Source organism: Thiomonas sp. SCN 64-16 (genome assembly GCF_001725585.1).
GTDB classification, from domain to species: domain Bacteria; phylum Pseudomonadota; class Gammaproteobacteria; order Burkholderiales; family Burkholderiaceae_C; genus Thiomonas; species Thiomonas arsenitoxydans.
Genome location: NZ_MEGQ01000063.1, coordinates 1 through 12,923 on the forward strand (window position 1 = coordinate 1; position 12,923 = coordinate 12,923).

The window sequence follows — 12,923 nt, forward strand, 5'->3', positions numbered from 1 at the left end:
CATAGCTGTGCAGCATAGGGTGGGCTCCTATCTTCAATTTCGCACGCAATTTCGTGTGAAATCAATTTAACCCGGCCATTATGCCTTGTCGATAGGGCCATCGAGATCCGCCCGAGTTTTAGAGCGCCCCGGGTCGCCACCGGCATCACAACTAAAGTAGGGGGGGCGGGCTTGATTGATCGGCGCATGTATTTCATGCCATCCCGTTCGAAACTTCGTGCCCAATTCAGGGGAGTTCATGTTGACCGAAGGTCATAACGCGCGTGCAAGGCGCCTTGGTTTGGGCACGAGATGGGCACGGATTGGGCACCGTGCCCAAAATGCCGCAGGCAACAAAAAAGCCAAGAACCGCTAAGTCCTTGGCTTCATTGAACAAATTTTGGTTGCGGGGACAGGATTTGAACCTGTGACCTTCGGGTTATGAGCCCGACGAGCTACCGAGCTGCTCCACCCCGCGCCGGAAGCTGTAAATTATACTTGAAGGCCGCCCTTTGTGCAAGGCGCCCCGTTCGCCTATGTCTTCATTGGCGATTGGGGGCCTTGAAATCAGGTTTGATCAGATGCGTTGTCGGATTCTGCCGAGTGCAGGGTGCTGTCTTCGAGCGCCTGCAGTTCGGCGGCGGCCTGGGCTGCGCGGTCAGCCTGGTCCATCGCATCTTTCGCCTTGCGCGCCTGGTGGAACGCCAGGCCAGTGCCTGCGGGAATCAGGCGGCCGACGATGACGTTTTCCTTCAAGCCACGCAGTTCGTCGCGCTTGCCCATGATGGCGGCTTCGGTCAGCACGCGCGTGGTCTCCTGGAAGGACGCGGCGGAGATGAAGCTGTCGGTGGACAGGCTGGCCTTGGTGATGCCCAGCAGCAGGTTGTTGAAGGTAGCGGGCATCTTGCCCTCGCGCAGGAGCACATCATTGCGCGCCAGCACCTGGGAACGCTCGGCCTGTTCGCCCGCGATGTAGTCGGTGTCGCCCGGGTCTTTGATTTCGACGCGGCGCAGCATCTGGCGAACGATGACCTCGATGTGCTTGTCGTTGATCTTCACGCCCTGCAGACGGTAGACATCCTGCACTTCGTCAACGATGTAGCGCGCCAAGGCCTCGACCCCCAGCAGGCGCAGGATGTCCTGCGGCTCGGCGGGGCCGTCGACGATCAGTTCGCCCTTGTTCACCACTTGGCCTTCGTGCACCAGCACGTTCTTTTCCTTCGGGATCAGGAACTCGTTGGAGTTGCCGTCCAGGTCGGTGATGACCAGGCGCACCTTGCCTTTGGTTTCCTTGCCGAAGGAGACGGTGCCAGTGGTTTCGGCCAGCATGCCGGCGTCCTTGGGCGAGCGGGCCTCGAACAGCTCGGCCACGCGCGGCAGACCGCCGGTGATGTCGCGGGTCTTCTGGCCTTCCATCGGGATGCGCGCGAGCACTTCGCCCGGGCCCACGTCTTGGCCGTCGCGCACCTGGATCAGCGCGCCAACGGTGAAGCCGATGGTCACGGCGTGATCGGTGCCCGGAATCTTGACTTCTTGCCCCTGCTCGTTGAGCAGCTTGACTTGCGGACGCACCACCTTGGCAGAACCGCGGCGTTTCGGGTCGATGACCACGAGGGTGGACAGGCCGGTGACTTCGTCGACCTGCTTGGCCACGGTCACGCCTTCTTCGACGTTCTCGAACTTGGTTTGTCCCGCGTACTCGGTGATGATGGGGCGGGTCAGCGGATCCCAGTTGGCCACCAGCGTGCCGGCCTTGATCACCATGCCGTCCTTGACGAACAGCGTGGCGCCGTAAGGCACCTTGTGACGCTCGCGCTCGCGGCCGTGGTCGTCGGTGACCAGTACTTCGCCAGAGCGGGTGATGACCACTTGCTCGCCCTTGGTGTTGGTGACGTAGCGCATGGTGGCGGTGAAGCGCACCGTACCCGCACTCTTGGCTTCCACGCTGGATACCACGGCTGCGCGCGACGCCGCGCCGCCGATGTGGAAGGTCCGCATGGTCAGCTGGGTGCCGGGCTCGCCGATGGACTGCGCGGCGATCACGCCGACCGCTTCGCCATTGGTCACCAGCGTGCCGCGGCCGAGGTCGCGGCCGTAGCACTTGGCGCAGATGCCGTAGCGGGTTTCGCAGGTCAGCGCAGTGCGCACCTTGATCTCGTCGATACCGGCAGCTTCGACCAGATCGAGCATGTCTTCATCGAGCATCTCGCCCGCCGGAACGATGACGTCCTGGGTCTCAGGGCTGACCACGTCGACAGCGGCCACGCGGCCGAGCACGCGGTCGCGCAACGATTCGATGACTTCGCCGCCTTCGACCAGCGCGCGCATATTGGTGCCGTTGGCCGTGCCGCAATCGTGCTCGGTGACCACCAGATCCTGCGTCACGTCCACCAGACGGCGGGTGAGGTAGCCGGAGTTCGCGGTCTTCAGCGCGGTGTCGGCCAGACCCTTGCGCGCACCGTGCGTGGAGATGAAGTACTGCAGCACGTTCAGGCCTTCACGGAAGTTCGCCGTGATAGGGGTCTCGATGATGGAGCCGTCTGGCTTGGCCATCAGGCCGCGCATGCCAGCGAGCTGACGGATCTGCGCGGCGGAACCACGAGCGCCCGAGTCGGCCATCATGTAGATGGAATTGAACGACTCCTGACGCACATCCTTGCCATGACGATCCTTGACCGTCTGGTTGGAGAGGTGATTCATCAGCGCCTTGCCGACTTCATCGCCGGCACGGCCCCAGATGTCCACCACCTTGTTGTAGCGCTCACCCTGCGTCACCAGACCGGAGGAGTACTGCTGCTCGATTTCCTTGACTTCCTTTTCGGCGCGAGCGATGACCGTGTACTTCTCTTCCGGAATCAGCATGTCGTCGATGCTGATCGAGATACCGGCCTTGGTCGCCAGCGAGAAGCCCGACTGCAGCAGCTTGTCGGCGAAGATCGCGGTTTCGCGCAGGCCGCAACGGCGGAACGACGAGTTGATCAGGCGCGAGATTTCCTTCTTTTTCAGCGCCTTGTTCATCACGCTGAACGGCAGGCCCTTGGGCAGAATTTCCGACAGGATCGCGCGGCCCACGGTGGTTTCCACCACGGCGGTCTTGGGGGTGAAGCTGCCAGTGGCCTTGTCTTTTTCGTACTCGGTCAGACGTACGCTGACCCGGCTGGTGATTTCCACCTGCTTGGCGTCGAGCGCGCGGTGCACTTCGGACACATCGGCGAACACGATGCCCTCGCCCTTGCCGTTGATGCGCTCACGGGTCGCGTAGTACAGGCCCAGCACCATATCCTGCGACGGCACGATGGACGGCTCGCCGTTGGCCGGGAACAGGATGTTGTTCGACGCCAGCATCAGCGCACGCGCTTCCACCTGCGCTTCCAGCGACAGCGGCACGTGTACGGCCATCTGGTCGCCGTCGAAGTCGGCGTTGAACGCGGCGCAGACCAGCGGGTGCAGCTGGATGGCCTTGCCTTCGATCAGCATGGGCTCGAAGGCCTGAATGCCCAGGCGGTGCAGCGTGGGCGCACGGTTGAGCATGACCGGATGCTCGCGGATCACATCTTCGAGAATGTCCCAGACGATCGGGGTCTGCGATTCAACTTCCTTCTTGGCCGCCTTGATGGTGGTGGCCACGCCCATGGTTTCGAGCTTGTGGAAAATGAAGGGCTTGAACAGTTCGAGCGCCATCAGCTTGGGCAGACCGCACTGGTGCAGCTTGAGCGTCGGGCCCACGGTGATGACCGAACGGCCCGAGTAGTCGACGCGCTTGCCCAGCAGATTCTGGCGGAAGCGGCCGCTCTTGCCCTTGATCATGTCTGCCAGCGACTTGAGCGGGCGCTTGTTCTGCCCCACCATCGCCTTGCCGCGACGCCCGTTGTCCATCAGCGAATCGACCGCTTCCTGCAGCATGCGCTTTTCGTTGCGCACAATGATTTCAGGCGCAGACAGCTCCAGCAGACGGCGCAGACGGTTGTTGCGGTTAATGACGCGGCGGTACAGATCGTTGAGGTCGGAGGTGGCAAATCGGCCGCCGTCCAGGGGAACGAGCGGACGCAGATCGGGCGGCAGCACCGGCAGCACGGTCATGACCATCCACTCGGGCTTGGCGCCCGAATCCTTGAACGCCTGCATCACCTTGAGGCGCTTGACGTTCTTCTTGACCTTGGTGTCGGAGCCGGTCATGTCGCCGCGCAGCTTCTCGATCTCCAGATCGAGATCCATGTTGTGCAGCAGGGCGTGCACGCCCTCGGCGCCCATGAACGCGACAAACTCTTCGCCGAACTCGGTGCGCTTGGCGGCGTATTCATCTTCGGACAGCACTTGACCCGCCTTGAGCGGCGTCATGCCGGGATCGGTGACCACATAGGCTTCGAAGTACAGCACGCGTTCGATGTCGCGCAGCGGCATGTCGAGCACGATGCCCAGACGGGACGGCAGGCTCTTGAGGAACCAGATGTGCGCCACTGGGCTGGCCATGTCGATATGGCCCATGCGCTCGCGGCGCACCTTGCTCTGCGTGACTTCGACACCGCACTTCTCGCAAATCACGCCGCGGTGCTTGAGGCGCTTGTACTTGCCGCACAGGCACTCGTAGTCTTTGATCGGGCCGAAGATCTTGGCGCAGAACAGGCCGTCGCGCTCGGGCTTGAACGTGCGGTAGTTGATGGTCTCGGGCTTTTTCACCTCACCGAACGACCAGGACCGGATTTTTTCCGGCGACGCCAGGCCGATACGAATGGCGTCGAAATGCTCATCCTGATGAAACTGCTTGAACAGGTCGAGTAGCGCTTTCATGCTTTCACTCCTTCAGTTGCTTGCCCGGCGCAACCAAGCGGCACCGGGCGCGGCATCAATCAATTGCGTTCGAGTTCGATGTCCAGACCCAGGGAACGGATTTCCTTGATCAGCACGTTGAACGACTCGGGCATCCCGGCTTCGATGATGTGGTCGCCCTTGACGATGCTCTCGTACATCTTGGTGCGGCCCTGCGTATCGTCGGACTTGACGGTGAGCATTTCCTGCAGCACATACGAGGCGCCGTAGGCTTCGAGCGCCCAGACTTCCATCTCGCCGAAACGCTGACCGCCGAACTGCGCCTTGCCGCCCAGCGGCTGCTGCGTGACCAGCGAGTAGGGGCCGGTAGAGCGGGCGTGCATCTTGTCATCGACCAGGTGATGCAGCTTGAGCACGTGCATGATGCCCACGGTCACCGGGCGCTCGAAGACTTCGCCAGTGCGGCCATCGGTCAGCATGACCTGCTTTTTCGCCGCAGTGAGCTGCAGCTTCTCGGCGACGTCGTCGGGATAGGCCAGGTCGAGCATCTGGCCGATTTCGGCTTCGCTGGCGCCGTCGAACACCGGGCTGGCGATGGGCAGACCAGCCTTGAGGTTTTCGGCGAGTTCAAGCACCTCGGCGTCGCTGAGCTGATCGAGCGCTTCCTGCTTGCCACTGAAGTTGTACAGCGTGCCCAGGAATTTGCGCAACTCGGCCGCCTTGGCATGCGACTGCAGCATGTCGTTGACGCGTTTGCCGATGCCGATCGAGGCCCAGCCCAGGTGGGTTTCGAGAATCTGCCCGATGTTCATGCGCGACGGCACGCCCAGCGGGTTGAGCACGATGTCCACCGTGGTGCCATCAGGCATGTGCGGCATGTCTTCGACCGGAACGATCTTGGACACCACACCCTTGTTGCCGTGACGGCCGGCCATCTTGTCGCCCGGCTGCAGGCGGCGCTTGACGGCCAGGTAAACCTTGACCATCTTGAGCACGCCGGTGGGCAGCTCGTCGCCCTGGGTGAGCTTGCGGCGCTTCTCTTCGAACATCAGATCGAAGGCATGACGGCGCTTTTCCAGCGAGTCCTTGAGCTGTTCCATCTGCTGCGCCAGTGCTTCATCCGCCGGGCGGATGTCGAACCAGTTGTAGCGGTCGGTCTCGCCCAGGTAGTCGGCGGTGATGGTTGCGCCCTTGGCCAGCTTGTTCGGGCCGCCGTTGGCGGTCTTGCCAGTGAGCAGCTTGCCCAGACGGTCGAAGGTATCGGCCTCGACGATGCGCATCTGGTCGTTGAGGTCGAGGCGATAGCGCTTGAGCTCGTCGTCGATGATCTGCTGGGCGCGCTTGTCACGCGGGATGCCTTCGCGGGTGAACACCTGCACGTCAATGACGGTGCCGTACATGCCCGAGGGCACGCGCAGCGAGGTGTCCTTCACGTCGGACGCCTTTTCGCCGAAGATGGCGCGCAGCAGCTTCTCTTCCGGGGTGAGCTGGGTCTCGCCCTTGGGGGTGACCTTGCCCACCAGCACGTCGCCCGCTTCCACTTCTGCGCCCACGTAAATGATGCCCGACTCGTCCAGTCGCGCCAATTGGTGCTCGGACAGGTTGGGAATGTCGCGGGTGATTTCTTCGGAGCCCAGCTTGGTGTCGCGCGCCGGGACGTTCAGCTCTTCGATGTGGATGGAGGTGAAGCGATCTTCAGCCACCACGCGCTCGGACAGCAGGATCGAGTCTTCGTAGTTGTAGCCGTTCCACGGCATGAAGGCCACCAGCATGTTCTGGCCCAGTGCCAGTTCGCCGAGGTCGGTCGAAGCGCCGTCGGCCACCACATCGCCCTTGGCGAGTTTGTCGCCGCGCTTGACCAGCGGGCGCTGGTGGATGTTGGTGTTCTGGTTGGAACGCTGGTACTTGATAAGGTTGTAGATGTCCACGCCGACTTCGCCCGCCTGGGTTTCGTCGTCATTGACGCGCACCACGATGCGGGCGCTGTCCACATAGTCCACCACGCCGCCGCGCAAGGCGGTGACCACGGTCCCCGAGTCGACCGCGGTCACGCGCTCGACCCCGGTGCCGACCAGGGGCTTTTCAGGACGCAGCACGGGCACGGCCTGACGCTGCATGTTGGCGCCCATCAGCGCGCGGTTGGCGTCGTCGTGCTCCAGGAAGGGCACGAGCGAGGCCGCGGCCGACACGATCTGGCTGGGCGACACGTCCATGTACTGCACCCGCTCGGGCGAGACCATGATGGACTCGCCAGCTTCGCGGGCAGACACCAACTCGTCGTTGAGCATGCCGTGCTCGTCCATGCCGGCATTGGCCTGGGCGATGACGTACTTGCCTTCTTCGATGGCCGAGAGGTAGTCGATCTGGTCAGTCACCTTACGGTCGATCACGCGGCGATAAGGCGTCTCGATGAAGCCGTATTCGTTCAACCGGGCGAACAGCGCCAGCGAGTTGATCAGACCGATGTTCGGTCCTTCCGGCGTTTCGATCGGGCAGACGCGGCCGTAGTGCGTGGGGTGCACGTCGCGCACTTCAAAACCAGCACGCTCGCGCGTCAGACCGCCCGGGCCCAGGGCCGAGACGCGGCGCTTGTGGGTGATTTCCGACAGCGGGTTGGTCTGGTCCATGAACTGCGAGAGTTGCGAGGAGCCGAAGAATTCCTTGATCGCCGCCGAGATGGGCTTGGAGTTGATGAAGTCGTGCGGCATCAGGTTTTCGGTCTCGGCCTGGCCCAGACGCTCCTTCACCGCGCGCTCGATGCGCGACAGCCCGGCACGGAACTGGTTCTCGGCCAGCTCGCCCACGCAGCGCACCCGGCGGTTGCCGAGGTGGTCGATGTCATCGACTTCGCCGCGGCCGTTGCGCAACTCGACCAGCAGCTTGATAACCGCCATGATGTCTTCATGCGACAGCACCATCTCGCCTTCGATCTCCTCGCGACCGAGTCGACGGTTGAACTTCATGCGGCCCACGCGCGACAAGTCGTAGGCGTCAGCGTCGAAGAACAGGCGGTTGAACAAGGCCTCGACGGCGTCTTCGGTCGGCGGCTCGCCGGGGCGCATCATGCGGTAGATCGCCACCTTGGCGCCGAGCTGGTCGGCCACTTCGTCGATGCGAAGGGTTTGCGAAATGAACGCGCCCTGGTCGAGATCGTTGATGTAGAGAGTCTGGATCTGCTGAATGCCGGCTTCGCGGATTTTCTTCAGCAGCGCCTCGGTGAGCTCCTCGTTGGCGCGAGCCACGATCTCGCCGGTGTCTTGTGACACCAGGTTGCGCGCCAGCACTTTGCCCAGCAGGAAGTCTTCTGGCACCGACAGGCGTTGCGTGCCGCCCTGCTCCAGCTCGCGCAGATGGCGGGTGTTGATGCGCTTGTCCTTGGCGACAACCACTTTGCCATTCTGGTCGATCAGGTCGAAGCGGGCCACTTCACCCTTGAAATGGTCAGGCACGAATTCGAGCAAAGCGCCATCGTCCATCAACTGCATGTGGTCGAAGGCAAAGAAGTGCGCCAGGATCTGCTCGGGATTCAGGCCCAGGGCCTTGAGCAGAATGGTGACCGGCATCTTGCGGCGGCGGTCGACGCGGAAATACAGAATGTCCTTGGCGTCGAATTCGAAGTCGAGCCAGGAGCCACGGTAAGGAATGATGCGGGCGCTGAACAGCAGCTTGCCCGAGCTGTGGGTCTTGCCCTTGTCGTGCTCGAAAAACACGCCGGGCGAGCGGTGCAGCTGGCTGACGATCACCCGCTCGGTGCCGTTGATGATGAAGGAACCCTTGTCGGTCATGAGCGGAATCTCGCCCATATAGACCTCCTGCTCCTTCACCTCCTTGACCGTGGGCTTGGCCGCTTCGCGGTCCATCACGATCAGGCGCACTTTGGCCCGCAGTGCCGACGCATAGGTCAGACCGCGCTGCTGGCATTCGCGCACGTCGAACACCGGGCGTGCCAGGGTGTACCCGTTGTATTCCATGCGCACATACTGGTTGTGCGACACGATGGGGAAAATGGCGCGGAACGCCGCTTCCAGCCCTTCGTCCTTGCGCTGCGGCAAGGGAAGGTCTTTTTGCAAAAAGGCCTCGTAGGAGTTGATCTGCGTAGCCAGCAGATAGGGGACATCCAGAACACTTTGGCGGCTGCCAAAACTTTTCCGAATGCGCTTTTTCTCAGTGAACGAGTAGGACATGGATACGCTCCGCTCCACAGGGACAAAATCAGTTATCGCATAACCCGGGCTCACCCCAGGCCATGTGGTAACCAAGCTACCGGCCTGAACCGGCAGAAGGCGCGAAAGCCCGGAAGGCCAATTGACCTTCCGGGCCCACGCAAAACCAAAGACTTACTTGATTTCAGCCTTGGCGCCGGCTTCTTCCAGCTTCTTCTTCGCAGCTTCGGCATCGGCCTTGGCCACGGCTTCCTTGACAGCCTTGGGCGCGCCGTCCACCAGATCCTTGGCTTCCTTCAGGCCCAAGCCCGTCAGTTCGCGCACGGCCTTAATGACGCTGACCTTGTTCGCGCCGACTTCCGTCAGGATCACGTTGAATTCGGTCTGCTCTTCCACGGCAGCGGCAGCACCGCCACCCGCGCCAGGAGCGGCCACGGCCATCGCGGCAGCGGACACGCCGAATTTTTCTTCGAACGCCTTGACCAGGTCGTTGAGTTCCATGACGGTCATGCCGCCGACGGCGTCGAGGATTTCCTGTTGATTCATTGCCATTTGTTGACTCCGAGATAAATGTTTGAAAAGAGAATGTTGAAAGCTTCAGCCTGAACAGGCTGCTTCGGTTTCGCGTTTTTTCGCCAACTGGCCCAGCGCCACAGCAAAGCCGGACACGGGAGCCTGCATGACACCCAGCAGACGCGCCAGCAGCACTTCGCGCGACGGAATGCTGGCAAGGGTCTTGACCCCGGCGGCGTCGAGCGCCTTGCCGTTGACCACACCCGAGCGAATGACCAGCTTGTCATTGGTTTTGGCAAAGTCGTTGATGACCCGGGCGGCGGCGACTGCATCTTCGGAAAATCCGTAGATCAGCGGGCCAGCCATTTCACCGGCGATAACTTCGCATGAGGTTCCCGAAACAGCGCGCTTGGCCAGGGTGTTCTTGAACACCTGGAGATGCACCCCGTTTTCGCGAGCCTGCTTGCGCAGCTTGGTCATCTGCTCGACTGCAATGCCGCGATACTCGGCCAGAACCAGGGATTGCGCCTTGGCTGCCAGCGCCGAGATTTCCTCGACTGAAGCTTGCTTTTCAGAGCGGTTAAGACTCAAGATTGACTCCTGAAGAAATTGCCTTGAACCCTAGCGGCTCAAGGCGCCTAAACAAGCGTCCTCTGGAGTGACTACAGGCAACGTTCGAACCTTGCCCATTCTCTCGTCCAGCGGGTTCGCCATCTGCGCAGACCCGACGTCGCAGGCATGACGCCGAATTAAGCGAGACTGCCATCTCGCGCCTGCGGTCTTGGATCGCCCGAGGCGGCATGAAAATCACCGCATCGGCCCACCAATTGCTGCTACTCATTCCTGCTCAGGCCCGACCGATCATTTCAATCGGCCAGGACTGCTTCAAACATTTACTGCCCGGCGACCGCGGCGTTCACCGTGGCGGTATCGACGCGCACGCCGATGCCCATAGTGGACGAAACCGCCACCTTTTTCAGGTAGATGCCCTTGGCCGCTTGCGGACGCGCTTTTTGTAGCGCTTCGATCAGCGCGGCCAGATTGCTGCGCAGCGCATCGGCGCCAAACGAGGCGCGACCGATCGTGCCATGCACGATACCCGCCTTGTCGGCACGGAACTGCACCTGACCTGCTTTGGCGTTTTTCACCGCACCCGCGACGTCCGGCGTCACAGTACCCACCTTGGGGTTGGGCATCATGCCGCGCGGGCCGAGAATCTGACCCAGCGCACCGACTACGCGCATGGCGTCGGGTGAAGCGATGACGATGTCGAAATTGAGGTTGCCGGCCTTGACCTGCTCGGCCAGATCTTCAAAACCAACGATGTCTGCACCGGCGGCCTTGGCCTCTTCAGCCTTGGCGCCTTGGGCGAACACGGCTACGCGCTTGATCTTGCCGGTGCCCGCGGGCAGCACGACCGAACCCCGCACGACTTGGTCAGACTTGCGGGTATCCACGCCGAGGCTCACCGCCACGTCGATGGATTCGTCGAACTTGGCGACCGCGCACTCCTTGACCAACACCAGCGCATCATCCAGCGCGTACAGCTTGTTGGAATCGACCTTGGCGCGCAAGGCCGCATAACGTTTGGGCATCTTGGCCATTTACACGCCCTCCACAGTAACGCCCATCGAACGGGCCGTGCCCGCGATAGTGCGAACAGCCGCGTCGAGATCAGCGGCCGTCAGGTCTTTCATCTTGGTGTTGGCGATCTCTTCGAGCTGAGCCCGGGTGATCTTGCCGACCTTGTCGGTATGCGGGCGGGCCGAGCCTTTGTCGAGCTTGATGGCCTTCTTGATCAACACACCGGCAGGCGGGGTCTTGATGATGAAGGTGAACGATTTGTCCGCGAAGGCGGTGATGACCACCGGCAGCGCGAGGCCCGGCTCCACACCTTGAGTCTGCGCGTTGAACGCCTTACAGAACTCCATGATGTTGAGGCCGCGTTGACCGAGCGCCGGGCCGATCGGCGGCGAGGGATTGGCTTTACCAGCTGGCACTTGCAGCTTGATGAAGCCGACAATTTTCTTTGCCATAGTGACTCCGAATGGGTACGAGCGCCTTTGTTTTCACAAGGCTCCCCGAAACCCGCCCTTTACGACTCACACTGCAACCCGGGCGGGATGGGCGGCAGCAATCAAACGATTTGCAGTTGCTCGCAAGTAACCATGCAGGTCAACAGGCGGTCAAAGCCGCTCGATCTGCTGAAACTCCAATTCAACCGGCGTGGCGCGACCGAAGATGGTGACCGAGACGCGAAGCCGCGACTTTTCGTAGTTCACCTCTTCCACATTGCCGTTGAAGTCGGTGAACGGGCCTTCCTTGATGCGGACCATTTCGCCCACCTCGAACTGCACCTTGGGACGCGGCTTGTCCGCACCCTCCTGCATCTGGCTCATGATCTTGTTGACATCCGCCTCGCTGATCGGCACGGGGCGATTTTTGGCGCCGCCCACGAAACCGGTCACCTTGCTGGTGTGCTTGACCAAATGCCAGGTCGCGTCGTCCATTTCCATTTCCACAAGCACATAGCCCGGGAAAAAGCGACGCTCGGTAATACTTTTATGGCCATTCTTGATTTCGACGACTTCTTCCGTCGGCACCAGAATGCGCCCGAATTTGGTTTGCATCCCCGCGCGCTCAATGCGCTCGGCGAGGTTGCGCTGCACGGCCTTCTCCATGCCGGAATAGGCGTGGACGACATACCATTGCTTGCCAGCTTGCGCCGCCATCGTTTGTGCTTCAGCCATACTCATGCTCCTAGCGCTTCCAACCAAGGATCAGGTCGTAGAGCACATATTCCAGCGATTTGTCGGTCAGCCAGAGAAAAAGGGCCATCAAAATAACAAACGCAAACACGATGCCCGTCATCTGCATGGCCTCTTTGCGCGTCGGCCAAACCACCTTCTTGGTTTCGCGCACCGCATCCTGCCCGTAGGCAATGAGCGCACGCCCCGGCTCGGAGAGGAAAAACACCACAACCGCGCCCGCCAGCAGTACCAGGAACGTGACGACGCGCACCCACATGGGCTGCCCGGCCAGACCATAAAACAGGCCCAGCGCGGCGAGCAGCAAGACCGCTGCCGCCCCCAACTTAGCTTTGTCCGCCCCAGTGGAGACGGTTTCGACAGACGGATTCGCCATATGGATTTACGCGCGTTCTACCCCGAAACGGTTCGGAGTGGCAGGGGCAGAGGGAATCGAACCCCCAACCTTCGGTTTTGGAGACCGACGCTCTGCCAATTGAGCTATGCCCCTGTACCTTCTAGCACCAAGGCCGTTGTCTGCGAAACAGGCAACGGCCGCAATTCAAACAGATTCGGGCTGGCCCCGCAGAGCGCCCTCACAAAACCCTGGTTCGGAGCGCACGCCGGATTTCTCCAGAAGCCACACCGAATCCAGGTTGAACGATTTACTCGATGATCTTGGCCACCACCCCGGCGCCGACGGTACGACCGCCTTCCCGGATGGCGAAGCGCAGACCCTCTTCCATCGCGATCG

The 12,923-nt window shown here is 61.6% G+C and carries 9 protein-coding genes and 2 tRNA genes; all 11 read right to left on the reverse strand.

The window, feature by feature from the left end; genetic code table 11:
* Window positions 1–380: 380 nt before the first annotated feature.
* Window positions 381–457: transfer RNA gene (locus ABT24_RS13915), tRNA-Met, on the reverse strand.
* A gap of 89 nt (window positions 458–546) precedes the next feature.
* Window positions 547–4,767: a DNA-directed RNA polymerase subunit beta' gene (rpoC, locus tag ABT24_RS13920; protein ID WP_276732751.1), complete on the reverse strand. Its 4,221-nt coding sequence runs from the start codon at window positions 4,765–4,767 to the stop codon at window positions 547–549.
* Window positions 4,768–4,826: 59 nt separating this feature from the next.
* Window positions 4,827–8,930: a DNA-directed RNA polymerase subunit beta gene (rpoB, locus tag ABT24_RS13925; RefSeq protein ID WP_276732754.1), complete on the reverse strand. Its 4,104-nt coding sequence runs from the start codon at window positions 8,928–8,930 to the stop codon at window positions 4,827–4,829.
* 153 nt (window positions 8,931–9,083) lie between these two features.
* Window positions 9,084–9,461, reverse strand: coding sequence for a 50S ribosomal protein L7/L12 (gene rplL, locus ABT24_RS13930; protein WP_013107506.1), 378 nt, complete (start codon window positions 9,459–9,461; stop codon window positions 9,084–9,086).
* A gap of 45 nt (window positions 9,462–9,506) precedes the next feature.
* Window positions 9,507–10,013 carry a 50S ribosomal protein L10 gene (gene rplJ, locus ABT24_RS13935; RefSeq protein WP_286738083.1) on the reverse strand — a complete coding sequence of 169 codons (507 nt, stop codon included), beginning with the start codon at window positions 10,011–10,013 and terminating at the stop codon, window positions 9,507–9,509.
* A gap of 302 nt (window positions 10,014–10,315) precedes the next feature.
* Window positions 10,316–11,026 (reverse strand): 50S ribosomal protein L1, encoded by a 711-nt coding sequence (gene rplA / locus ABT24_RS13940; protein WP_156053786.1) that lies wholly within the window; start codon window positions 11,024–11,026, stop codon window positions 10,316–10,318.
* Complete coding sequence (rplK, locus tag ABT24_RS13945) at window positions 11,027–11,458, reverse strand: 50S ribosomal protein L11 (protein ID WP_276732761.1); 432 nt, start codon at window positions 11,456–11,458, stop codon at window positions 11,027–11,029.
* Between the two features lie 150 nt (window positions 11,459–11,608).
* Entirely contained in the window at window positions 11,609–12,172 is a 564-nt protein-coding gene (gene nusG, locus ABT24_RS13950; protein WP_013124519.1) for a transcription termination/antitermination protein NusG, read from the reverse strand.
* Window positions 12,173–12,182: 10 nt separating this feature from the next.
* Window positions 12,183–12,566 carry a preprotein translocase subunit SecE gene (gene secE / locus ABT24_RS13955; RefSeq protein WP_013107511.1) on the reverse strand — a complete coding sequence of 128 codons (384 nt, stop codon included), beginning with the start codon at window positions 12,564–12,566 and terminating at the stop codon, window positions 12,183–12,185.
* 38 nt (window positions 12,567–12,604) lie between these two features.
* Window positions 12,605–12,680: transfer RNA gene (locus ABT24_RS13960), tRNA-Trp, on the reverse strand.
* 154 nt (window positions 12,681–12,834) lie between these two features.
* On the reverse strand, window positions 12,835–12,923 hold an 89-nt coding region (locus ABT24_RS13965), incomplete at its 5' end, for an EF-Tu C-terminal domain-related protein (RefSeq protein WP_080361398.1).

Bases quoted from the DNA above. Each gene is read 5' to 3' on its own strand.
- rplA (WP_156053786.1), bottom strand. From the start codon at position 11,026: ATGGCCAAGATGCCCAAACGTTATGCGGCCTTGCGCGCCAAGGTCGAT.
- rplL (WP_013107506.1), bottom strand. From the start codon at position 9,461: ATGGCAATGAATCAACAGGAAATCCTCGACGCCGTCGGCGGCATGACC.
- rpoB (WP_276732754.1), bottom strand. From the start codon at position 8,930: ATGTCCTACTCGTTCACTGAGAAAAAGCGCATTCGGAAAAGTTTTGGC.
- secE (WP_013107511.1), bottom strand. From the start codon at position 12,566: ATGGCGAATCCGTCTGTCGAAACCGTCTCCACTGGGGCGGACAAAGCT.
- rpoC (WP_276732751.1), bottom strand. From the start codon at position 4,767: ATGAAAGCGCTACTCGACCTGTTCAAGCAGTTTCATCAGGATGAGCAT.
- rplK (WP_276732761.1), bottom strand. From the start codon at position 11,458: ATGGCAAAGAAAATTGTCGGCTTCATCAAGCTGCAAGTGCCAGCTGGT.
- nusG (WP_013124519.1), bottom strand. From the start codon at position 12,172: ATGGCTGAAGCACAAACGATGGCGGCGCAAGCTGGCAAGCAATGGTAT.